Origin of the sequence: Anaerobacillus sp. 1_MG-2023 (genome assembly GCF_030547345.1) — a bacterium.
GTDB classification, from domain to species: Bacteria; Bacillota; Bacilli; order Bacillales; family Guptibacillaceae; genus Guptibacillus; species Guptibacillus hwajinpoensis_B.
On sequence record NZ_JAUORD010000014.1, the window covers coordinates 77498 to 101676 of the forward strand.

Consider the following 24179-nt stretch of genomic DNA (forward strand, 5'->3'; position numbering starts at 1 on the left):
TAATGGAGCAATTATGGGTATTCTTTCGTGGTACGTATCAAATGATTGAACTTGATAAGCAGTCAAACAACCCTATCACAATTGGCACTAGTATCAATCACACTTTTACTATACCCTCGTCCAATTCAGACGAGCATGTCTACTCGGTACAGCTTCATAACGAGAACTTTCATTTGCAAAAAGATGATGAAGTGAGTATTCCATTGTCTCTCAATAAGCGCTCTACTTTTGAATTAGGTTCTGAAGAAGTTGCCATCATGATAACTCCTAAAGCGAAGAAGCACGTTTACTACATTGATGATCAGCAGGAAGTAACCATTTCGAGGTCCTCATCAGAGATTCAAATGAGGGCTCTTCCTGAAAAAGTTAGCCTTGTTTTAACCCGTGAGAAGAAACATTGGACAATTACAGCTACTAGTCAAACAACCGTTTATCATAATGGTTCGCTCTTACATAGTAAATCACCACTTCAAATCGGTGACATGGTTTTCCTGCCGATGATGACATTGACACTAATAGCTGAGGATATGCTTGAGGTAACAAGTCCAGAGACGTTTGAAACCTCTCTCCCAGAGGCCACGATTCCGTCATCTGAAATGAAGAAGAAATACCCAAACTATCGTCGTACGCCGAGGATGATGTATGAATTACCTGAGGATAAGATTGATCTATCCTTCCCTACTCAAGAATCTGATCGGAATAATCGAAGCCTTTGGATTATTATCCTTCCTCCATTAATGATGCTTATCGTTATGGGGTTAGTAGCGATTCTTATTCCAAGAGGCATTTTTATTCTTATTTCTGTTGTTATGTTTACGACAACACTCGTTACATCGACAGTGCAATATTTTAAAGATAAAAGTCATCAAAAGAAATCAAAAGCACGTAAGAAACGGATATATAAAAGATACCTTGAGGATAAGCGACACGAACTTCATGAATTGGCTCAAAAGCAGAGAAAAGTTCTTACGTTCCACTACCCTAGCTTTGAGCGAATGAAATACTTAACCGAGCAGGTTTCTGACCGTTTATGGGAACGTAGCCTAGAGAGTCCTGACTTCCTTCAATTTCGCTTAGGAACGGGAACGGTACCAGCAAGCTATAAAATATCCGTTAATTCAGCTGACATGTCGACACGAGAAATGGATGAACTATTAGAAGAATCCCAGAACCTGAAGCGAGTATACAATGAACTGCACTCCCTTCCTATTACCGCAGACTTATTCCAGGGAGCAATTGGCCTTATCGGAAAAGAAGCAGTTGTTAAAAATGAACTGCATCAAATCATTGGACAGCTGGCCTTCTTCCATAGCTATCATGACATCCGATTTGTCTTCATTTTTAATGAAGAGGAATACGCCGAATGGGAATGGATGAAATGGTTACCGCACTTGCAAATGCCGGGATCATTTGCAAAAGGGTTTATTTATAATGAGCAAACGCGAGATCAGCTCCTCTCTTCGATCTATGAAATGATTCGAGAACGGGATCTAGAAGAAGATAAAGAAAAGCTACGATTCGCACCACATTATGTGTTTATTATTTCGAATCACAACTTAATCTCGGACCATGTCATTTTGGAGTACTTAGAAAGTGAACATACACATCTTGGTCTTTCAACTATTTTCGTTGCAGAGGCTAAAGAGAGCCTATCAGACAATATCCATACGCTGGTTCGCTATATTAACAAGAGTGAAGGCGATATTCTCATTCAAGAGAAAAAAGCAGCCGAAATTTCATTCGAACTTGATCAGCACAAGCAAAGTGATAATGAACAGTTTTCCCGAATGCTCCGCACGCTGAATCACCAGCGCGGCATAACAAATTCCATTCCTGAGAAAGTATCCTTCCTGCAAATGTTGAATATGGAAGATATTGATGAATTACCAGTTTCACATAATTGGGTGACGAATCAATCATCGAAATCACTTGCAGCACCAGTGGGACTTAAAGGGCGCCAGGATGTTGTGGAATTAAATCTTCATGAGAAAGCTCATGGTCCCCACGGATTACTTGCTGGTACAACTGGATCCGGAAAGAGTGAATTTTTACAAACATATATTCTTTCGCTAGCCGTCCACTACCATCCACATGAAGTGGCATTTCTGTTAATTGACTATAAAGGTGGAGGTATGGCACAGCCATTTAAACAAATCCCTCACTTGTTAGGGACAATTACAAATATAGAAGGTAGCGAAAATTTCAGTACGCGAGCACTCGTTTCCATAAAAAGTGAGTTAAAGAAACGACAAACCATCTTTGATCAGTATGAAGTGAGTCATATTAATGACTATACGGTGCTTTATAAAAATGGCGTAGCGGCTGAACCTATGCCTCATCTCTTTTTAATTTCTGATGAATTTGCTGAGTTAAAAACAGAAGAGCCAGAATTTATTAAAGAGCTTGTCAGTGCTGCACGAATTGGTCGAAGTCTAGGTGTGCATCTCATTCTTGCCACGCAAAAACCTGGTGGCGTAATTGATAATCAGATCTGGAGTAACGCTCGTTTCCGCGTCGCTCTAAAAGTACAAAACGTAGAGGATAGTCGCGAAATTTTAAAGAACGGTGATGCTGCATCACTAACCGTGACAGGTCGGGCATACTTACAGGTTGGGAATAATGAGGTGTACGATTTATTTCAATCGGCCTATAGCCGAGCGACATATATGGAAGACACTTCCGATATGGAAGATGAGGTTGCCTTAGTTACTGATCTTGGTCTCGTTCCTCTGTCAGAGCTATCATCATCAAAAGAAAGTAAGAAAAAGAAGCAAAGTGAAATCGAAGTAATTGTAGATAAAATCGTAGATGTCCAGCAGGAACTTGGACTCAGTAGATTGCCGAGTCCATGGCTTCCACCACTCGAAAAGCGATTGTATCGTCATGATTTTGAATCAGATAAGAAGAAAATCGCCTTTGCCCTGCTGGATGAACCTGAAAAACAAGCACAATCTCCATACGATTATGAATTAATTAAGGATGGCAATGTTGGCATATTTGGCTCATCAGGTTTTGGGAAGACGCAAACCATCTTAACGTTACTTATGAGCATCGCATCAACTAACACGCCGGAAGAAGCGCAATTTTATATACTTGATTTCGGTAACGGTGGTTTATTATCCATTAAGAACTTGCCTCATACAGGAGATTATTTCTTAATAGATGAGGAACGCAAACTAAACAAATTGTTGAAGTTCATTCAGGAAGAATTTACGAAGCGTAAACGACTCTTTCAGCGTGAAGAAGTGAGCTCCATTACGATGTACAATCGTCTAAATGACAAACCTCTTCCTCTTCTCTTTATTACGATCGATAACTATGATCTCGTAAAAGAAGAACTGATGGACCTTGATCCGATCTTCACTCAGTTTGTGCGAGACGGACAGTCGCTCGGTATTTATATGATCTTGAGCGCTACGCGTTTGAACTCAGTTCGTCAGGCACTGATGAATAACCTTAAAACAAAAATTGTCCATTATTTATTAGATAACTCAGAAGCTTACACCGTTCTTGGAAGAATCCCCTTTGCTCCCGAAGCAGTACCGGGTAGAGCCATTATGAAGAAGGAGAAAACACACTTCGGTCAAATAGTGCTACCAACTAGAGGGGAAGATGACTATGAACAGCTAGCTTCATTGAAAGAAGAAGTCCAAATGCTACAAGACAAATACCGTGCTGTGAGCAAGCCTGAAGCTATTCCAATGCTACCGACTGATCTTACGTTAAAGACGTTCCATACGTACATTCCAGCTTCGGAATCAAAGAACACTTATCCGATTGGATTGCATGAAGAAACAGTTAAGCCTGTTTCCCTTTCCTTTGCGCAGACTTCCCATTGTCTTGTACTTGGACAGGCCCAGAAAGGTAAAACCAATATCATGCGTCTTCTTACGCAGCAAGCGTTACAGCAAGAAGGTGATCATATTGCCATATTTGATTCAATCGATCGCGGACTTTTTCATCTAAAAGAAGAGGAAAACACGACTTATTTAGAAACAAAAGAACAAATCGAAGAATGGATTGAACAAGTGACAACTGAATTCAAGTCACGTGCAATCACCTATCATGAGAGTATGAATAATGGCCAAACGCTTCCTGAATTCTCAAGAGTTTTCCTCTTTATTGATGGATATGGACGATTTTCCCAAACTCTCGGAAACCTCCTTCAGGATCGAATGACCGCATTAATGAAAAACTATAGCCACCTCGGCTTAAGTATTATCGCATCTGGCAGTAGCAATGAACTAACGAAAGGATACGATCCACTTACGGTCGAATTAAAGCAAATTCGTCAAATTATACTATTAATGAAGAAATCCGATCAAACGCTCATTAATCTACCTTTTGACCGGAAAGAACCCGATATTAAAGCCGGATTTGCTTATTATGTTCAAAGCGAAAAAGCGCAAAAAATCCAGGTTCCACTTGTCCAAATAGAAAGGAAGGTACATGCGTGAAAGAGAAGAAAAGCATCCTTAAACTCATTCTCGTAACAGCGATCATTTTAGTTCTTCCACTCATATACTTTACTTCCATTGGAGAAAATCCAATGAAGAAGAAAGAGAGCGCAACGAAAACCATCGCTGTTATTAATGAAGATACGGGAACAGAAGAAGACGAGGAAGTCGTGAAATTCGGAAATGACGTCCCTCCTATTCTTAAATCAGAATCACAATACAATTGGGAAGTCGTTGGACGTAGTGCCGGAGAAAATGGACTAAACAATCAAAAGTATGATGCCATAGTGTACATCCCGTCAACATTCTCTGAGAAGATTCTAACTTATGATGAAAACCAACCTGAACAAACAAAACTAGAATACACGGTTCAGAATCAACTAAATGCCATCAATAAAGAGAAAGTGTTGCTTGAACTTGAGCAAGCAACAAATCGCGTTAATACGAAGATGTCTTCTCTTTATTGGAACTATGTTTCAAACGATCTCGTCAACATCCAACAAGAGTTTGATCAAATTGTAGAGAAAGAGAAAGCATTCCAGCAAACAATGCTCTCCTTCTATACACCAAGCTCCAAAGACCTTGCTGAGCAAATGGAGCAGCAAGTGTCGATGCTTGCCAATCTTCAATCAACGTCAGAAAATGCTGAGGAACGAGCAGCAGATCAAACAAATACGATGGAAGATTTTCAAGAAAATCTAGCAAACTTTGTTACTTATACGAATGACTATCGTGAGTATCAGCAGAAACAACAAGAAGTTCTTGAACAAATTCAAGCTGATTCAGTCGATTCGATTTCACAGGCAACTGAAATGCCTCAACCGATGTTTATGAACAACAAAGAATTGTTCGAAGGTAAATCTGAGAGCGTTCTTGAAAACATGTCTCAGGTAGAAAATCAGATGATGCAGCAGCAAGAAATGTTTGCTGGTTTAAAAGAACTTCGGTATGACCAGGTTGAGCGCCAGGTTAACGATTTCTATACGCTACAAGAGCGAATTCTTAATTACTATCAGCAGCTAAAAGACTCCATGGTTTTAAATGAACTAGAAGGAGATATCGCCACGCTTAGTAATAAGCTCGGTGATGGAGATGAGATTGTCATTCCCGATGACCCTGAACTACCTGAGGTCCCTGAAGATCCAGAAGAACCCGTTGATCCGGAAGAGCCAGGTGAAGAAGAAGATCCAATGGAAGACCTTACGAAACTTCTAAAGAGCTTACAGGATGAAAAGCCTCCTGTGATCGATGAAGATGGAGAAACAAATGGTCCAACTCCAGTTGATTTAAGTGCAGAACGCAATGAGTTGTTAGCCATCGCACAGGAAATTGTGACGCTACAGGAAACGTTGATTGCGCTCGAGGAACCAAAAGTAGAAGATCTTCAAACCGCATCGACAAAGTTATTAACGCTCAACGATCGGATGAAGCAAACCGAGCAGCAACTTCTAGCCAAAGAAGGCGGCGACAACCCACTTGACGGCGAATTGGAAGAGCTAAAGAAGCTTATCGATACGCTAACTGAAGAGAATAAAAGTTTACTTGTACAAATTGAAGAGTTAACAAAGAAAGTTGAAAAGCTAACAAAAGAAAACGAAACGCTCTCTTCTCAAAAAGAAACGTTAATGGAACAGGTTGATGTATTAAAAGAATCAAATACCGAGTTAAAAGACTTGCTAGTAATGGTATCTGATAAGATTTATCGTATTTCATCCGGCATTAATGAAAAAGAAAATGCGATTCTAGCATCACCTGCTCTATCACAAGCTAGAAAAGATACGCTTTCCGTCTATTTCCAACGTCCGATTAAAGGGGCGAATTTGACGGATGTTCTTCAGTACTATGCATCCCTGGATCGATATGAAGCAACGCTAAGTAGTATGCTTTCTAAAAACAACGTGAAAGACACCGTTCTACAAGACAATGACCTTCGTGAAGAAGTAAATAGCATGTTAGAACTAACCAACAAAGAAGAAGGCCAATGGGACGCGGTTGGAACTCAAGTACCGAAAACGAGCGACGCCCTGACGACGTTACAAGATGATTTCACTGTCTTTTTAGCGGACTACAAAAACGTTCTCGACACACAGCAAGCGAAGTTACTCGAAAGCTTGAATGGGATTGAAGAAGAAGCAGATAACGTTCTAAACCAGATGCAACAAGCTCAGCAACAAACCCCTGATGAAACTACGCAGGGTACGCAAGTCATAAGTAAACATGATCAAGTTAAAAGTCAGATGGGTTCTCTGTATGATTGGGTGGATTCAATTGAAGATAGTCAATCCGAAATTCTTACCTACACAGATGAACTCCAGTCTCGAGTGGCTGAAGTGCAAACAGACGCGAACACACTGAATAATAAGTGGGAGACGAATGTCGCTTCAACCCTTATGATTCGTGATGATGTCTTTAACGTCATGGGGAATGCCTTTGTAGATGGTCGATCAAATGATTACGTCTATGATTTCCTTGCTACCCCAATTGACGTCACCGGTAGCGTCTTTACAGATAAGAAAGATACGAATCTTCCACCTGTTGTGATTTTATTCATTATTCTCTTAAGCAGCTTGTTGATTGGTTATGCAAGCTACTACTTCCAACATGGTCCGTGGTGGTTACAAAGTATCTTATTCTTAATGCTGACAAGTATCGTTGGTCTCGTTATAAGTCTCTACAGCTTATCGATTTACCCTTTAGGAAACGATCGTTCAATGGAATGGACAATCTTTACGATCTTACTTTTATTAAGCTGTGCAGCGTTAATTCGCGTTGCCTTTATGGGACATCATTTATTAGGATGGCTAGTCACAGTTGGCCTCGTTGCCCTGTTTGTGACACCTTTACTTGCACTTTCGACACCGAACTTTAGCTTTACTGATCCAATGTCTCGCGTGTATATGTCTATACAGAACAGTACACAAACGCTCTTTACAGAAGGTGCGATGATTTTAACCGCTATTTTAATTGTCCTGATTAGTATTCAATATGCTTTAAACAAACGGTCATGGACACAAACTAAAGAGGATGAGGCTCATGAAGCCTAAAATTTTCTGTCTTATTACAATGATCTTTCTCTGCTGTCACCTTGTTCCAGTTGCAGTAGAAGCAAATACGGACATAAACGAGTTATTACCGAATGAATATCAAAAAAACAAGTTCAAGAAAAACACTGACTTGATCCATGATTCTTCAAACTCGAAGGAAATGGAAGAGATTTCTGAAGATCAGAAGACGATTTCATTTAACGGGAAAAAAGTTTTTAACCCTGAGAATACCCTAAGTGAATTATTTCTTTCTATGAGTAAAGAAAATAGTACGATTAAAGATAAAGCGGAGAATTTAAACCTTTTCTCTGAGACGGAGACAGCAGCTTTTAAATCGATTAACGAAGAAGATACAGAAACAACGTCATCCTCTTTTCAACTACTGATTGGTATTTTAATTGGTGTGTGCCTCATCGTTCTAATCATGGTGTTAGTGATCTATAATCGATTGTCGTCTTCGAAAAGCTAATCGCTCATCAAAAAAGCTACGGTCTATTTTCTGGACCGTAGCTTTTTAATTTCAAGTATCTACTAGATGTAACCTCTCTTCAATTTCTTTCATCACATAAAATGCTCCATTACTATGGTTAGATCTAACCGCCATGTTATATCCACTCTCTGGGTAATAGGTTGAGTGGAAACTCATTCCCAGATCATGTCCCATTACATGGTATTTTACGATACAGCAGCTCCGAGCGTTTATCCAAACGCCATAACCATAACTTACCCCGTCTTTCAACTCTACATGAGGGCTTAGCGATTGTACGAAATTTTTTATAGTAACAAGGGATTGTGTTTGCCAGAATAATTTCAATAACTAGTACTCAATAAGTGAACTATTATAATAATAAGTTCCTTAACACAACTCATTAGAATAAGTTAGAGTTTGTGAAGTAACTAGTACTTATGAAATAATTTAATAGATAAGCATGTAAAAAGTAATCATGGAACCTCGTTCGTTATTCGTTAGGAATTGAAAACGACACTTAGGAGACTTACACTTATGACCATTATCTTTAGGATTTTATCATCCTTTCTTTCAGCCTTTACTGTGTCACTTATCATAAACACTTTATTGTATCTATTTGACAATACTAGTGCGAGTGCATTCCATTTCTCAGATGCGATGCTTAATGCCTATCTAATGCTTCCATTTTTCCTTTTGATTGGTGTACCGATCTCTATCTTTATTGATTGGTATTTAACTAGAAAGGAACGGAGCCTTTATCGGTATCATTTTCTCGCTTATACACTCGCAGGAATAGTACTTTCTTCTATTTTGCCTATTATTTTCGATAGTGGCAGAGTAGTTGAGTGGCTTGCTACCTTTAGTATTCTCATTGGATGTTCCCTGATTTATTTTCATTACCTGTTACTACTAAAGAAATGGCTTAAGTTCTATAAGAGTATACCGCTCAAATCCTAACTCAATTTCTGAAGTCAGAACTTGAGTTTTTTATTTTAATTTAATTTGGTATTTCACCTTTGTTTTATTGAATCTAACCATATTGCTAGCATTAAACAAAACACACTAGCCTTTCAACGCATTAAAATGCTATAATGACAATATTTTAAATATTAAAACAAAGGAAGGCGTTTTGGTCATGAGGTACGGATTTGCTAAGAGAGTGCAGCATCTTCAATCATCTGCAGTGCGCGATATTTTAAAAATCACGAATAAAGGAGATGTCATTTCGTTTGCGGGAGGTTTACCAGACGACGAACTTTTTCCTGTAGAGGCAGTACAAGATGCATTTTCGAAAACATTTCAATCAGGAGGAAAGGCTTTTCAATACGATGCCACAGAGGGATATGCTCTACTTCGAGAGGTACTTGTTGATCGCATGGACAAGAAAGGCATCGCTTCACGCGTGGATGATATTATGCTTACCACTGGTTCACAACAAGCAATCGACTTATTTGCGCGGGTAATGTTTAACCCCGGAGATATTGTTCTAACAGAAAACCCAACTTATCTTGCAGCAGTACAGGTTTTTCAATCGTATGAAGTGAAAATTATCCCTGTTGATTCGGATGAGCATGGAATGGTACCAGAGGATCTTGATTATAAAATGAAAAAGTATATGCCGAAGTGCGTGTACGTTGTCCCAACCTTCTCAAATCCGATGGGAAAAGTTTGGTCACTTGAACGACGACAACACCTACTTGATACAGCAATAAAAAAGAAAGTGATTATTTTTGAAGATGATCCGTATGGAGAAATCAAGTTCGATGGAACAAAAACATATACTCCTATATCTGCGTTAGACGATGGATCGCACACAGTCTATACGAGTACCTTTTCTAAAACCGTTGTTCCTGCGTTACGAACAGGTTGGATCAAAGGACCTCATCAAATCATCCGCATTATGGCACAAGCAAAGCAAGCGGCTGATTTGCATTCAAACTCTCTTGCTCACCAAGCACTCTATCACCTTTGCACCGACTTTGATTTGAACGGTCACATTCAAAACCTCAGGAGTACATATTTTGAACGAATGAAAGTCATGCAACGATTGCTTGATCAAGCTGATCTACCTGGACTTTCTTATACGGTTCCTAAAGGCGGCATGTTCTTTTGGGTAGAACTACCAGAAGGCATTGATACGACGCTTTTATTAAATACGGCTGTAAAAAAAGGTGCGGCTTATGTACCAGGAGCTCCTTTCTATGTTTCAGATCCGAAGAAAAATACAATGCGTCTCAATTTCACTCATTCCACTCAGGATAAAATAGAGAAAGGAATGGAAATTCTAGTAGACGTCTTTCAAGAGGCTACTCCTATAGAGTACGAAAATATTTAGGGTTAATTCATATGCTAAACGATTGATGAACTCTTTAAATAGTTGAAAACAAGCCTTACCCGAAAACAGTTAAGCGGAAAATCTCCTTTATATTTGAAGTATGTGAAAGGAAATTTATTTCTAAGTTGAAGGTAAATAGTATTCACCTCATCTCTAACTACATAAATAATCCAAAAAGAAGTGAACCTGGAGTCTCCCTTCCAGTTCACTTCTTTTTGGCCTAATCATTAATAAGCACCATCAGAATAAGTCAGTTCATAGCTATGAGAATAGATCTCGAAAATATTGCCGAATGGATCTTCCACATAGACCATGCGGTATGGTTTTTCGCCAGGATAGTACTCGCGGATCGGCATACGTTGCTTCCCACCGTGCTCTACGATTTTTTCAACCATTCCTTCGACATCAGGATCCTGAATACAGAAATGGAAAATGCCTGTCTTCCAGTATTCAAAGTTGTTTTCGGGCTTTTCATTTTCTGGAAACTCAAACATTTCAACTCCAATTTTATCTCCTGTTGAGAGATGAGCAATTCGGAACGTATCCCAATTATCTCCAAAGACGTCACGGCACATTTGTCCGATCGGAGAATCATCATTGTGCACATCAGATGGCTCCATCAAAATATACCATCCGAATACTTCCTTATAAAATTTAATAGCTTCTTCAAGATTTGGAACAGATAGTCCGATATGAGAAAAACTTCTTGGATATGGTAACATAGTTTTGAACTCCTCCTTAGTGATTATGTTCTGTCAACACACGTTTATTATACTGAGAACAAAATGATCATGTAAGAACGCACTTTTTTGTGCGATACTAACCAAAAGGTAAGAAAGGAGTCGATCCAACATGACTTCTCCAGTGGATGAAAACGGAAAACTAAAATGCTCGATTGAATACACGTTAAAGAAAATCGGCGGTAAATGGAAAACGGTGATTTTGTGGCACCTTTGTGTGGATGGGAGTTTTCGCTACAATGAATTACGCCAGTTACTACCAGGCGTCACACATAAAGTAATGAGTCAGCAGTTAAAAGAGCTAGAAGAAGAAGGCTTCATCAATCGTAAGCAAGAAAATACCGTTCCACCAAAAGTGGAATATTCGATTACGGAAAAAGGCAAAACGTTGATGCCGATTTTAGAGCAGATGCACTTGTGGGGGACTGAGAATCAAAAATAAAGAGTGCCTGTCACTCCTTACTAACTAGTAAGGAGTGACAGGCACTAGCAATAGATCACCTTATTTTGAAATCTCGTAAATACCTTCTCCACTTGCCACTAATGCTTTTGTAACAACACTCGCAAAAAGGGAGACGTCAATTACACCAGGTATTTCTTTCAGGCGTTTTTCAAGTTGAACACTCTCCTGCCCTTTCTCAAACCAAACATCAATTAAAAAGTTTCCATAATCGGTAACTGTATATCCATCCTTCGCAGAACTTGAACGCACTTCTGCCTTTCCATCCATCTCTCCTACTTTCTTTAGTACAAATGCAAGTGAATCTTGCAAAACCTCCAGTACGACTGGATGCTGATAACTTAATTCCGGAACAACTTTAGAATCATCAACAAGCAAGATATAGTCCTTCGCCATTTGAGCAATGAGCTTTTCGTGCGTGTGAATACCACCGCCGCTCTTTAGTGCATGTAACTTTTCATCAACCTCATCACAACCATCAAATGCAACATCTACTTCCTCAACGGTAATTGTTGGTAGCACTTCCAGGCCCTGATTTACGCATAGATGCTTTGTTTTTAGAGATGGGGTTACGACTTTTACATTTAACTTTTCTTCCTTAATAAAGTCAATTAAATATCCAATTGTACTTCCGCCACCAAGACCGGTGATGGTTTCATCTGTTATGTATTCTAGAGCTGCTTTGGCACATTTCTGTTTCATGTTCATTTTGACACCTTACCTTTTTAGCAGAGTTTAAGCAAAATATAAGCAAGCTTCCTTCGGTTGATTTTATTTTAACAAAGATAAGAAGTGAAAAGTTTAGAAGGACAAGGAAAATAGGAATAATTGACGGGGAACGTCTTTACTCATTCTAATTGCTAGACTAGTTTTTTAACAAAACCCTTATACTCGTCATAATTTTCTTCATAGCGTTATATACTTAAACGGTTTATATAACATTTGAGGAGAGAGGTACTGCAATGAGAATGGGATTATTGTTTCTTAAGTTGGCGGCTCTTTACTTTCTAATCGGAGTTAGTATGGGATTAATTATGGAGATTATAGAGGATCACAGTTTGGCAGGCGCCCACGCTCATATTAATCTGTTAGGTTGGGCTTCCATGGGCTTATTCGGTTTTATCTATATTCTATTCCCCAAAGCTAGTGAAACGCTCTTAGCAAAACTGCATTTCTGGCTTTATAATGTATCACTTCCCTTATTCATGCTTGGACTATCTTTCTTCCTTGTAGGGAATACTTCCCTAACCGTCCTTCTAATGATATTCCCTAACATGCTAGTATTAAGTGTCATCCTGTTTGTTATCAACTTATTTTTGAATGTAAAAGTAGAAGATGTTACTCACCATCTTAAGAAAAGCGAAAATAAAACATTCTAAATTAACATAGCCTTTTTCACACGTCTATGAAAGAAAGCAAAGAAGGCTGCCCCTTATCAGGGACAGCCTTCTTCATCATTTCGTGCTTTTTAAAAAGTCGCGCATATAGTGGTTAACCACTTCCGGTTTCTCGTGATGCGGGGCATGGCTTACGCCTTCCATTCGATGAATTGTAAGATCACTAACATACTCTTCTAACCCGTCCAGATTACTGTTTTCAAAAGCGGGATCTGCATCGCCCCAAATGATTAACGTTGGGGAATCAAACATTTGATACGGAAGTTCCACTGGCTTTTGTACGTGCTCTTCGAACGGATAGAAAGAAATAGCGCGGTAATAGTTAAGCATTGACTTCATTGCATCCGGCTGTGTCCACGCCTCTATGTATTTCTCCTCATCTTCTTCGGTTAAATAACCTTTTTTCTTTCCAGGAATCGTCATCATCTTTCTTAATCGTTCTGCGTTATTTTCTATCAGCGCTTCATGAGAATCAGGTCGTTGGAAAAATGCCATATAGCTACTATCTTCTCTCTGCCCTGGGTTCTCTGCTAGCTCTCGTCTAAATGTATACGGGTGAGGCGCATCGAACATGATTAGTTTGTTCACATATTCAGGAGAGGTGTAAGCTAACGTCCAAGCTACCGCTCCGCCCCAGTCATGGGCGACTAAAACGCAGTCCTTCTCCCCAAACACTTCAATCAACTGTTTTACATCCTCGACTAGAATGGACATATCATATGAAGAAACCCCTTCAGGTTTGTCAGATACGTTGTATCCTCTCATATCAACAGCAACGACGCGGTAATCCTTCGAAAACTCTTCCATTTGATGATGCCAGTTGTACCAGAAATAAGGGAAACCATGGAGAAACAGCATCAGTTCGCCTTCTCCTTCTGTTACGTAATGAAGGTTGACATCATTCACTTTCACAAAGCCATCTTTCATCATTTCATCCACCCTTTCTTATAAAGACTTCTAACATCGAGACACTTTACTCCTCTTCTATTTGGTGCGCAATTAGGATGTCTCGTTTTCTGGATAAATAGGAAATATAACCTAATAAGAGAGGGATAAAAGTGTGATTAAATTCCTACTAAACAGAGGGAGTACAAATTCAAAGGATCATCGGTCTCTTTCGCTATAACTACCTTACTTCCTATATATTCTATTTTTGACCCCTCTCATACTTTTAATTGAGGTATAATAATCAACAAAGAATATGAAGGAGGAGATGATTATGTTTTGTCCAAAGTGCGGGACGAAAAACATAGAGAATGCTCGGTTTTGCAGCCAGTGTGGCCACTCTTATACGAGATATCAGCAGAGAAACCGATGGTGGTTGACCGGTATCATCCTTACCTTTTTATTAATGAGCGGTGTCTTTATTTACGCTTTCGTTCTTGATAAAGAACGAACGAAAGAAACGATTCAAACCCCAGTCGAAAAAATCGCTGAGTCTACGAAACTAGAAGAAGATGAAAAAGAAGCAAGTGCAACCACATCACCAAACGTTACTCAGAAAAAAAGCACGACAGAACAGAAAGTTCCTTCCCCTCAAACATCCACAGAAAAAGATAAGAAAGAAATCATACGTGAAGCACAAACAAAAGTGTATACCATTTTAACGGAGGATAGTCTCGGGTCTGGCTTCTTGTTTCAGGATAATGGAGCAGTTGTAACCAATGCTCATGTGGTGGCAGGCTATATTGATGTCACCTTGCGTGATCAGGATGGACGAGAAATGAATGGCAAGGTGATTGGCATCTCTAATCAGTATGATGTCGCTCTAATTGAAGTACAGAATTTAAAAGGTACTTCTCCTTTGGAGATGGAAATGAAAGAATCAGAAGTTGGAACAGAAGTAATCGCACTTGGAAGCCCCCAAGGGTTAGAAAACACAGCATCAATCGGATATCTCACCGGGCTTGACCGTTCATTTGAATCCGAATTTCAATACGAAAACGTCTATCAAATCGATGCCCAAGTTTCACCCGGAAGCAGCGGAGGTCCATTGTTAGATGGAAAGACAGGAAAAGTGATCGGCATTAACTCCGCCCTGTTAACGAGCGATGAATCCATCGCCTTCTCAATCCCAATATACACAATGACGGATCTCTTAACGAACTGGTCGCAATCGCCAATGGATGAAAATGAAGTCGCCAGCACCTTTAACTACTACAATGAGGCTTCAGTGTATGATGAATATGCAGAAGAGGAAGAAGACACGTACGATGTTCCATATGATGAAGCAAGCCTCGCTAACTTCATCATCAATTTTAGAGGGAACTATGAAACGGCATTGCGAGATGAAGACTTTGGTTATATTGAAGACCAGCTTTTGTATGACAGTCAGGCATATTATGAAATGGCTAACTACCTTGACGAGATAAGCGGTCAGGGAATGGTCTTTAAATTCACGTTAAATGATGTAACCAATATTGACATGCAGACTGATCAAGCGATCGTTAGCACCTATGAAGTTTTTGATTTTATGAATGCGGCTGGGGAATGGAGCATGTATGAACGAACCAAGGACTATTATGTTGTGACAGATGAATATGGGGATTATAAAATTAAGCATATTGAGATATATCAATGAAAAAGAACTCACCAAATTCCCCCTTCTTTCGATAGTTATGTAGATTTAACACACCAGGTAGAAGAAGCAGACTTAAAATATTTCACGTAAATATCCAATGAGAAAAGCCACCTTAAAACAAAGTGGCTTTTCTCATTTTAATCTAAATCTATGAGTATTGCATTTCCAGATTCGCTTACTTTAATACTGGCTGCCGTTTTACCTTCGAATGTACTCCCCGTTCCTTCCGAAATAAAGAAACTCTCTATACCGTATTGGACATCATGATCAGAATAGGTGGTGCCATTCAAGATAACATCGTTCTCAGAAGGTTCATATGGTTTATTCCAATCACCTTCGATTTTGTAATACCCTCCATACTCATAACTTCCATTCGCAGTAGAAGCGAGAACAACTTTTATCTTCTTATTAGCTGGAAGAACGGGACCTGGCAACGTTGAGATATCGTAGCGAAGCGTCACATAATCCCCTTGTAACATCGAGCGGGGATCAACAGGCGCAAGAGCAAGACGAATCTCTTTCCCAGATTGAAGCGCTACCTCATTTTTGACGCCATTATAGGTGACGAACGAAATCATCAGAATGACAACCAACCAGATTAAATTCCATCTACTTGCGACGAAAGTTGGTTCTTCATCAGTCGTTTGTGTGTACTTTCGTGATACCGTTCGCGTAATGACTAATACAAGAAGACCAGCTACCAGTAGCGTGATCGATTTATGAACGAGCGACCATGCGATGTCATAGTATTTGTAGAACAGAAACGCATACCATAACACGAGCCCTATCCAATAGCGAAATGGATTCGACTGCCATGGTTTGTAAAAGACAAGCAGCGTGGATAGAAGAAGAAACACACTATTTAAAAGCCAATATAACCACTGTCCTTCAAAGAAGAACGTTAAGATAAACAGTGGCACGATACTATAAACGAGAGCGTTGCGATTGAACCATCCATCACGTCCGAGAATATGAATCAATCCGTTACCAACGATAAGAACGAGCAACAGTAGCGGTTCGTAGGAATCCAACGCAATAAGTGATTCTTCCATTTTAAAGAGAAATAAAAGAAGTACTCCGTTTGCGAGCAGATAGGCATACGAACCAATCCAGGGGTTCGCAATTAGTTTAAGTACGGCTCCAATCATACCGAAAGAGATGAGCATCACAACGACCGTTTCAGTCTGAAAACGATTTGAAAAGGCATCTATTAAGTTAGCTAATGCTAAGATTGATAACCCAGACAGCAGGAGAATATTTGATAAAAACGGAATTTTCCCTTTTAATGCGAGACCTGGTAATAACAATAAAAAAAGAGATGAAAACATAAATGCAAGGCCATTGTCCCAGCTGAAAATAAGAAATATGATTCCTGAAAAAGCGAAAATTAACATTACTGTACTCACGACAGTCACCACAAAGAGTAAGGCTGATTTAAACACGCGCTTCCGAGTTTCGGAACCCTGTTCACTTCGTTCTAATCTAGGAAGATACTTCACAGTCAGAAATACAATTAAGCCAACAACAATTAGTAACAAAAACGGCAGAAGATCGCCCAACGCATCGCCTAACCCTTCTAACATTTTCCCGAATAGAAATAATCCTAGTGCAATCCCCGATAAGATAAACAGTTCCTTTTCTTCACGATGTTTCCAAAGAAATACGCTGATCAATCCGTAGCCGACATAAAGCCATGCCATAATCGTACTGTATTCCCAATAACCAAAACTAGAAGCGATGAAGACATATTGAATGAAACAAAAGCTACCGAACATGATCCAATTAGATCGGAGCCATGAGGATCGCGACAGAAAAAACCAAGCATGAGTGAATAGCAAATAGATGAAAACTAGAATCAACGCTGTCTCCGGCTTCCAATCTGGAAAATAGGACGATGGAAACACATAGAAATAAAAAGCGAGCTGACTTAATAAAAAACCTAAGACATAAAACGCTTTATATCCCGTAAGTGCACCAAATACGAGCGCTGGAAGCAGCCAGATCAGATACAGGAGATACGAATCGGCATGGGAATTATACGTTTGACCAATAAGCGCCACGCTAACTCCAAACGCAATTGTTCCAGTCAGCCAGAGCCACCTTTCTAGAAATCGGTGTGAATGCTGAAGACGACTAAGGATTGTCGCTACGACAAAGAACAACAACATTAGTCCAATCGCGAGCCCGATCTTTTCCACCCGCTCGATTCCTTGCCAATTCGATGCGAAGAAATAGATGATGCTACTGATAAGCAGTGATAATCCAAGCAAATATCCTGTATGAATCCGCTTTATATTCATCAGCTCTTCCCCCTTTAACTTACGTTTTGTCAGTAAGACCATTTTATATGGAGTATATGATATCTAATTTGTTACTAACTCAAGTATACTAAAAATCTCACAGTCTTTATCCTTATATTACGAAAGAGACAAAATGGATCATCTGGATTTCTCTATTAATAGTGGAACCTCTTCCATTATCTGCATGAAAAAACCTCTTGCTTCTGCAAGAGGGTTTCCGTCAATTTTATATACTCAGTCGTTCAATTTTTAAAGTGGACTGTATCTTTTAAATCATTGCCTTCTTCTAATGAATGACTACTTGTCACCTTTTTTACAAACTCTTTGACCGTCTTAACGTTCACTCCCGACTCCCAATATTCGGCGATTTCAGGGGTAACTTTAACCAGTACAACATCCGGATCATCAGCAGAAGTATTTAGTAGTTTTTCAACAATTTTATTCATGTACTCATTCTTCTTCTCATTGTCCTGAACCAATTCAGCAGTTCCGCTAATCGATACATAAGATGAACCTGCGTATGCTAAGTTTACGGCAGGATTAAGCTTAATATCCTCATATTTGTCTGTATCTTTTTTCGTAATAAACCAGACCTCTTCCCGATCCAATTCCACTTCCTGCGTTTGCATTGGACGGGACATTAGCTTGCCACCTGAAGATATAGTGGTCAACATGGCCACCTTCTCATCTTTAATTAAATCTTTTATGTTCTTAATGGTTTCCTGATTTTCTGAATTTTGGTTAGTCATTTGTGATTCCTCCTTCGGTTACTCCTCAGCTACAGAACTCTTTCTCAAAAGAATAAAATAGCCAATTACATATACTCTCTTTTCCCGCTTAGCCATGAAATTACACTTTTCTCAAACAGTGGTATTCTGAATACTGCCTCTGCACTATAAAAGCCCTTGTTTCCAAGGACTTCGTTACAATTACTTAGCTATTATTTATCATGTACTCAGGATTAGAAGTAAATGCTTCAGATCCTTTCATTCACTTACAATTTCATTAAATCATCTTTAATGGAATCGATCTGTGCAGCATACTTTTCTACCTTCTCACCCAACTCTTCCCAACGCACTTCACGATCCCGTACCATCCGCTCAACAACTTGTGGGTTCGGTCCACCTGTGATGTTTCTTCTCTCAATAAATTTAGATGGGTCAACTATGTGCTCCCAATCTTTTTCTGAAAGCTGTAACACGCCGATCCACTCATTTGCTTCAGAAAGGCTCACTTCATATAATTCCTTCTTTGCATCACTTGCTTTCTTACTAACATAGCTCGAAATCTGGTGAGCCTTTCGAAAAGGTACATTATAATCTCTAGCAAGAACGTCAGCTAACTCAGTAATCGTAATCATGTTCGTTTTAGCTTGCTGGAGTGCTCGTTCCTTATTGAATTTCATGGTTGTAATGACAGCTGTTAATAGCTTGGTAACACGATTCGCTTTATGGAACCCGTTATATAGGTGCGGTTGCAAATCATCTTCTGTATCCACAATATCTCCATATGGCGTGTTGTGAATCATTTGGATGACGCTTAGTCCTTCGCCAACTGCGCTGCTAGCGAGTGCTCTTGAATGTTCCAATGATACAGGATTTCTTTTCTGCGGCATAATGCTACTCACCTGGACATAAGCATCAGAAACTCTTAATAGGCCGACTTCATTGGAAGCCATACGGAGAAGCTCCTGAATCCACCTGCCCATGTTTGTCATCAAACTAACTAATGTAAGAGCTGTTTCTAGTAAATAGTCTCCTGTCCCAATTGCATCATAGGAATTTTCCATCACGGCATCAAACCCTAGTAGCTCAACCATTCGTTCTCGACTGATCGGAAATCCAGTTGTTGTAATAGCAGCCGCCCCCATCGGAGAACGATTGACTGTATGATACGCTTGCCATAAACGGTCCACGTCTCTTGATAAGTTATCAGATATGGCGAGTAGATAGTGACCAAATGTGGTTGGCTGTGCAGGCTGCGTATGCGTGTGGGCTGGCATGACCGTATAAATATGGTCTTCTGCTTGTATAACAAGCGATTGCCCTAGCTTTTTAACGTTTCCCAACAGGTCGTGGATATGATTTCGAATCACGATCCGATACATCGCTTCACCCATATCATTTCGACTCTTCGCGATATGCATCTTGCCTGCTAAATCATGACCAATCAACTTCGCCACTTCGGCTTCAACAAGGAAAAAGAAATCTTCGTGCTCTGGGACATAGTTTAGTAACTTCTTCTCTATCTTTGCTACTTCATTGACGCCCTCCAAAATCTTCTTTGCTTCTCCTGCAGTAATTATTTTTTGTTCTTTTAGCATCGTCGTATGTGCGCGATGAATCATAAACATTGCATCAAATAAATAGTCACGCTGATCTTTGAAAACCGGTTTAAGCAGTTCGTCTACGTAGGTTTTCCCGGGAAAACAAGCGCCATCTTCTAGCTCAAAATCTTCCTTTCTTTTATTCATGGTTTCACCTCATTGTACTAGAGCGTATTTTCTGATTTAACTCCGAAGAATTTATAAGAAATAATCATTACTATCGCAATAAGACCAACCTGAATCATGCCATAGGCTGCAGCCTGACCAAGATTAAACATCCTTAGTTGATTCATAATCTCAATGGAAATTGGGCGATTGTCTAACGTATACAACAAGACAGACGTCGGAAACTCTCCAACAGCCTGAACAAAAGCTAGCAGAGTTCCGCTTAGAACTCCTGGCATAATAATCGGCAAGACAACTCTTCTGAATGTATACAACCATCTCGCTCCTAAATTCTGTGCGGCTTCTTCTATCGAATCATCCATTTGCTCCAGTACAGCGTTCGTCGACCGCACGACGAGTGGTATAAAACGAATAAAATATGCGAGAGGCAAGATCCAGAATGTACCGACAAGTACTTGACCAAACGAGAAAATCGACTTACTGTTAAACGCTAAAATAAGATTCATTCCAACAACAGTAGCTGGTAATGCCCATGGAAGCATAACAAGAATATCTAGTAAATTCTTACCGAAGAATTTTCTTTTCACAAGTGCATAAGAAGTAATTATTCCGAATACAAAACATCCTAAGCATGCAATGAAAGCCATGATTAAACTATTACGAACCGGATCCCAGATATTCGGATCCTCAAACAGTAAACGATAGTTTTCAAGATTGAAAGAAGTAGGATACTTCTGCCACGTCCACGCGCCTTCTGGAACAAAAGATAGTATCGCTAAAACCGCATGTGGCAGTAAAAGCACAATCATCGCTACTATTCCAAGTGACACCATCACCCATTTTAGGATTGGGTTATTGACCTCACTTCTGTGAGCACCAATCCCTTTTGATCCCATTCGATAGTCTTTTCGATTTTGGAACCAACGCATAAATAATAAGAAGGTAATCGAAACGGCTGAGAGAATAACAGATTGCGTTGCCGCCATTTCCAAATCGCCATTAATTTTAGAAAAGTAGATTTGGAGACTTAGCACTCGATACCCTCCAGCAAGTAGAAACGGAGCACTAAAGGAAGCCATCGAAACCATAAAGACAAGCAGGGATGCTGCAACTAAAGCGGGTGTTAATAATGGAAATGTGACCTTCCAAAATACTCCTAAACGTCCTGATCCAAGATTGGCTGCTGACTCTTCCAGCGACGGATCGACATTATTAAGTGCTGAAGAAACCGTCATATAGAAATACGGATACATTGTATAAGCGTGAACGAGAAGAATTCCCGTCACACCGCCTATGCTAAATGGAACTTCCTCTAAATTCAGTAAGTCTTGAAGCGCTACCGGGATAAGTCCCGCTTCTCCGTAAAGCCACATAAATGCCATTACTCCAACAAGTGAAGGTAAAACAATTGGCATGATCGCTATTCCTGAGAAAAAGGAACGACCAGGAAAATTATACCTTGTAAAAATAAACGCAAGTGGTACGCCAATACATGCACTTAGTAAAACAGATAATAAGGATATGTAAACCGAGTTCCATAGTGCTTCTAAATTCGCTTGTGCTTTCGGGCCAAAAAAGTCCACATAGTTTTGTAGAGTAAATAACCCATTTTTCTTAAAGCTTTCTATAAACGTTTCAACTGTTGGATAGAGAACATATCCAACGAGGACCAGGATAATCGGGATAAGAAGAAGGATCGTTTTTCTTTTCTCTGCATTTAACAACCTCTATCCCTCCTTTGCCACTGGAACGATTCGAACCTGATCAGGTGGTAGTTGAACATAAATATCAGATCCTTCTTGTAGATATGTACTCGGTCCACGGTTTAAATCGGTTACTTTTAATGTGGTGTGACCTTCATTAACTTTAATGAAGCTATGAACAGACTCACCTGTGAATTGAACAAGATCTACTTTTCCTTTTAAAACATTCAAAGCTTCTAAATTTGTTTTTGATAAAATAATGGCTTCCGGTCGAACGGACATTTTAAAGCTGTCATTCTTACTGAATACTTCTTCACCAGGGGTATCAGTATGAACAAGAAGGTTTAATGCCTCACAAAAAAACCCTTCATCCCTTTGCTTGACTTCAAACAAGTTTGTTTCTCCAATAAATTCAGCAACAAAATCATTCACTGGTTGATTGTAGATTTCCGTCGGTGTCCCAATCTGCTGGCAATTGCCCACATTAAACACCGCGATGCGATCACTCATCGTAAGTGCTTCAACCTGATCATGTGTGACATAAATTGTGGTAATGCCATATTCGCGCTGCAAACGGAGAATTTCATTTCTCATCTCATCTCGTAATCTCGCATCAAGATTACTTAATGGCTCATCTAGTAATAAAATATCCGGCTCAATGACGAGAGCCCTCGCTAAAGCGACCCGCTGTTGCTGCCCGCCACTTAACTGACTCACCTGGCGATCAATAAAAGGCTTTAAGTGCACTTTTTCTAACACATCTTCTACTCTTCTTTTCACTTCAGCTTTATTCACTTTTCTTACTTTCAACCCAAATGCTACATTTTCAAAAACGGTCATATGAGGGAAAAGGGCATAGTTTTGGAAAACCATGCCCGTGTTTCTTTTTTCTGGTGACACTGTCGTCATATCACGATCATCGAATTTCACTTTCCCAGCTGAAGGATAATAAAATCCTGCGATCATCCTAAGAGTTGTTGTTTTTCCGCAACCACTTGGTCCAAGGAAAGTAAAAAACTCCCCTTCTTTAATCGTGATATCCAACTCTTTCACGGCAGTGACATCGCCAAATTGTTTTGTAATATTAGATAAGGTTACTGCTGTCATAACCAACAACTCCTCTTTCTGGAGATCTACTCTTCTTTTTGCTTTTCACTGTTTTTAATATTGTTGTCCCAGTATTCCATCCACTCATCAGACTTCTCCTGGAAAACTTCCCAATCGATCTCCATCGCATTGATTTCTGTTTCTTCAATCCACTCCGGAAGATCACTAATATTATCACGCGTTGGAATTCTATAATATTTCTCAGCTAGTAGCTTGGCTGCTTCCTCTGAATTAACAAACTCATAAAAAGCTTTCGCTGCTTCTGGATGCGGCGCACCTTCAACAATCGCAATTCCTTCTGTTAAGACTGGCGTTCCACTCTCAGGAATCACATAGCTAAACGGATACCCCTTCTCTTCCGCTAGCATAACGGTATCCGGCATATTCCAAACCGATAGATTGCCTACGCCTTTCGCTACCTGATTGTACATAATCTCTGGATTGGCAGCGTACTCTTTCGTATTCTCATCTAATTTCTGTAGCCACTCATACCCAGCATCTGGGCTATCCGTCTCTTTGTAATCCTTATAGATGATAGAAGAATAAATCGTACGCATTGTACCTGAAGCAAGTGGATAACGAATGATTAATTCATCTTTCCATTTCGGATCTACGAGATCATCCCAATCTTTTGGAGCCTCTTCTTCGGAAATTTCTTTATTATTGTAAAGAATAACTTCAGGTGTTTGAGAAGTGCCTGTCCAATACCATTCTTCATCATGGTACATATCATCTAAAGAACCGGCATAGCTTGGCTCATACTTCTGCAAAAGCTCATCCGTCTTGGCTTCATCGAACATCACTTGAGGTGCACCCCACCAGATATCCGCTTGCGTATTATTCTTTTCGGAGCGAACCCTGTCTAGAATTTCCTGTGAACCAAGGTCGAGAAATTCCATGTCTACATCATATTCCGCTTCAAATTGTTTCTCGAATTCACTCAAAATATCTTTACCGTGCGGGGAATAGACGACAACTTTATCTTCCAAATCACCTTCACTTTTAGACCCAGAATCCCCATCGCTACTCGCTTCTTCATTCCCTGCCATACACCCTGTTAGGATGATGCCGAACACTAGCATGGTAATTAACATCATCCATCGAAATTGACGTTTCATACGTTCATTTCCCCCT

17 protein-coding genes are annotated in these 24179 nt (G+C 39.7%); 8 read left to right on the plus strand and 9 right to left on the minus strand.

Annotated features, from left to right (window positions below; translation table 11 throughout):
• Positions 1-2: 2 nt before the first annotated feature.
• From essC to Q4550_RS19585, 5 genes are all read left to right on the plus strand, one after another.
• Positions 3-4457, plus strand: coding sequence for a type VII secretion protein EssC (gene essC / locus Q4550_RS19565; RefSeq protein WP_303535386.1), 4455 nt, complete (start codon positions 3-5; stop codon positions 4455-4457).
• Positions 4454-7501, plus strand: coding sequence for a type VII secretion protein EsaA (gene esaA / locus Q4550_RS19570; protein WP_303535387.1), 3048 nt, complete (start codon positions 4454-4456; stop codon positions 7499-7501). The genes essC and esaA overlap by 4 nt, the downstream gene beginning before the upstream one ends.
• Positions 7491-7970, plus strand: coding sequence for a type VII secretion protein EssA (gene essA, locus Q4550_RS19575; protein ID WP_303535388.1), 480 nt, complete (start codon positions 7491-7493; stop codon positions 7968-7970). The genes esaA and essA overlap by 11 nt, the downstream gene beginning before the upstream one ends.
• A gap of 534 nt (positions 7971-8504) precedes the next feature.
• Positions 8505-8927, plus strand: a complete 423-nt coding sequence (locus tag Q4550_RS19580) for a hypothetical protein (RefSeq protein WP_303535389.1) — start codon at positions 8505-8507, stop codon at positions 8925-8927.
• A gap of 178 nt (positions 8928-9105) precedes the next feature.
• Entirely contained in the window at positions 9106-10305 is a 1200-nt protein-coding gene (locus Q4550_RS19585; RefSeq protein ID WP_303535390.1) for an aminotransferase-like domain-containing protein, read from the plus strand.
• 227 nt (positions 10306-10532) lie between these two features.
• Here Q4550_RS19585 and Q4550_RS19590 read toward each other — a convergent pair whose 3' ends face one another.
• Positions 10533-11027, minus strand: coding sequence for a lactoylglutathione lyase family protein (locus Q4550_RS19590; RefSeq protein WP_303535391.1), 495 nt, complete (start codon positions 11025-11027; stop codon positions 10533-10535).
• A 130-nt stretch (positions 11028-11157) separates the two neighbouring features.
• Here Q4550_RS19590 and Q4550_RS19595 point away from each other — a divergent pair, with 130 nt between their 5' ends.
• Entirely contained in the window at positions 11158-11487 is a 330-nt protein-coding gene (locus Q4550_RS19595; protein WP_303535392.1) for a winged helix-turn-helix transcriptional regulator, read from the plus strand.
• Between the two features lie 60 nt (positions 11488-11547).
• Here Q4550_RS19595 and rpiA read toward each other — a convergent pair whose 3' ends face one another.
• Positions 11548-12207 carry a ribose 5-phosphate isomerase A gene (gene rpiA / locus Q4550_RS19600; protein WP_303535393.1) on the minus strand — a complete coding sequence of 220 codons (660 nt, stop codon included), beginning with the start codon at positions 12205-12207 and terminating at the stop codon, positions 11548-11550.
• A 260-nt stretch (positions 12208-12467) separates the two neighbouring features.
• Here rpiA and Q4550_RS19605 point away from each other — a divergent pair, with 260 nt between their 5' ends.
• Entirely contained in the window at positions 12468-12884 is a 417-nt protein-coding gene (locus tag Q4550_RS19605) for a cytochrome-c oxidase (RefSeq protein WP_303535394.1), read from the plus strand.
• Between the two features lie 75 nt (positions 12885-12959).
• On the opposite strand, the gene Q4550_RS19610 is transcribed toward Q4550_RS19605, so the two are convergent.
• On the minus strand, positions 12960-13829 hold the full coding sequence (locus tag Q4550_RS19610) for an alpha/beta fold hydrolase (RefSeq protein WP_303535395.1): 870 nt from the start codon (positions 13827-13829) through the stop codon (positions 12960-12962).
• 292 nt (positions 13830-14121) lie between these two features.
• Between Q4550_RS19610 and Q4550_RS19615 the strand changes: the two genes are divergently transcribed.
• On the plus strand, positions 14122-15483 hold the full coding sequence (locus tag Q4550_RS19615; RefSeq protein ID WP_303535396.1) for a trypsin-like peptidase domain-containing protein: 1362 nt from the start codon (positions 14122-14124) through the stop codon (positions 15481-15483).
• Between the two features lie 137 nt (positions 15484-15620).
• On the opposite strand, the gene Q4550_RS19620 is transcribed toward Q4550_RS19615, so the two are convergent.
• The 6 genes from Q4550_RS19620 to Q4550_RS19645 form a co-directional block, all read right to left on the minus strand.
• The gene (locus Q4550_RS19620; RefSeq protein ID WP_303535397.1) at positions 15621-17783 is read right to left on the minus strand and encodes a GDYXXLXY domain-containing protein; all 2163 of its coding nucleotides are present in this window, start codon (positions 17781-17783) and stop codon (positions 15621-15623) included.
• Between the two features lie 242 nt (positions 17784-18025).
• The gene (locus tag Q4550_RS19625) at positions 18026-18532 is read right to left on the minus strand and encodes a pyridoxamine 5'-phosphate oxidase family protein (protein ID WP_303535398.1); all 507 of its coding nucleotides are present in this window, start codon (positions 18530-18532) and stop codon (positions 18026-18028) included.
• 245 nt (positions 18533-18777) lie between these two features.
• On the minus strand, positions 18778-20256 hold the full coding sequence (gene argH / locus Q4550_RS19630) for an argininosuccinate lyase (RefSeq protein WP_303535399.1): 1479 nt from the start codon (positions 20254-20256) through the stop codon (positions 18778-18780).
• Positions 20257-20273: 17 nt separating this feature from the next.
• On the minus strand, positions 20274-21959 hold the full coding sequence (locus Q4550_RS19635; protein WP_303535400.1) for an ABC transporter permease: 1686 nt from the start codon (positions 21957-21959) through the stop codon (positions 20274-20276).
• 3 nt (positions 21960-21962) lie between these two features.
• Positions 21963-23045 carry an ABC transporter ATP-binding protein gene (locus Q4550_RS19640; RefSeq protein WP_303535401.1) on the minus strand — a complete coding sequence of 361 codons (1083 nt, stop codon included), beginning with the start codon at positions 23043-23045 and terminating at the stop codon, positions 21963-21965.
• Between the two features lie 26 nt (positions 23046-23071).
• Positions 23072-24163 (minus strand): extracellular solute-binding protein, encoded by a 1092-nt coding sequence (locus Q4550_RS19645; protein WP_303535402.1) that lies wholly within the window; start codon positions 24161-24163, stop codon positions 23072-23074.
• Between the last annotated feature and the right edge of the window lie 16 nt (positions 24164-24179).

What these genes read in the sequence shown, in the direction of transcription:
- essC (WP_303535386.1), top strand. Translation starts at nt 3, where the DNA reads ATGGAGCAATTATGGGTATTCTTTCGTGGTACGTATCAAATGATTGAA.
- Q4550_RS19645 (WP_303535402.1), bottom strand. Translation starts at nt 24,163, where the DNA reads ATGAAACGTCAATTTCGATGGATGATGTTAATTACCATGCTAGTGTTC.
- Q4550_RS19640 (WP_303535401.1), bottom strand. Translation starts at nt 23,045, where the DNA reads ATGACAGCAGTAACCTTATCTAATATTACAAAACAATTTGGCGATGTC.
- Q4550_RS19615 (WP_303535396.1), top strand. Translation starts at nt 14,122, where the DNA reads ATGTTTTGTCCAAAGTGCGGGACGAAAAACATAGAGAATGCTCGGTTT.
- rpiA (WP_303535393.1), bottom strand. Translation starts at nt 12,207, where the DNA reads ATGAAACAGAAATGTGCCAAAGCAGCTCTAGAATACATAACAGATGAA.
- Q4550_RS19610 (WP_303535395.1), bottom strand. Translation starts at nt 13,829, where the DNA reads ATGAAAGATGGCTTTGTGAAAGTGAATGATGTCAACCTTCATTACGTA.
- Q4550_RS19590 (WP_303535391.1), bottom strand. Translation starts at nt 11,027, where the DNA reads ATGTTACCATATCCAAGAAGTTTTTCTCATATCGGACTATCTGTTCCA.
- argH (WP_303535399.1), bottom strand. Translation starts at nt 20,256, where the DNA reads ATGAATAAAAGAAAGGAAGATTTTGAGCTAGAAGATGGCGCTTGTTTT.
- Q4550_RS19620 (WP_303535397.1), bottom strand. Translation starts at nt 17,783, where the DNA reads ATGAATATAAAGCGGATTCATACAGGATATTTGCTTGGATTATCACTG.
- Q4550_RS19595 (WP_303535392.1), top strand. Translation starts at nt 11,158, where the DNA reads ATGACTTCTCCAGTGGATGAAAACGGAAAACTAAAATGCTCGATTGAA.
- Q4550_RS19580 (WP_303535389.1), top strand. Translation starts at nt 8,505, where the DNA reads ATGACCATTATCTTTAGGATTTTATCATCCTTTCTTTCAGCCTTTACT.
- essA (WP_303535388.1), top strand. Translation starts at nt 7,491, where the DNA reads ATGAAGCCTAAAATTTTCTGTCTTATTACAATGATCTTTCTCTGCTGT.
- Q4550_RS19585 (WP_303535390.1), top strand. Translation starts at nt 9,106, where the DNA reads ATGAGGTACGGATTTGCTAAGAGAGTGCAGCATCTTCAATCATCTGCA.
- Q4550_RS19625 (WP_303535398.1), bottom strand. Translation starts at nt 18,532, where the DNA reads ATGACTAACCAAAATTCAGAAAATCAGGAAACCATTAAGAACATAAAA.
- Q4550_RS19605 (WP_303535394.1), top strand. Translation starts at nt 12,468, where the DNA reads ATGAGAATGGGATTATTGTTTCTTAAGTTGGCGGCTCTTTACTTTCTA.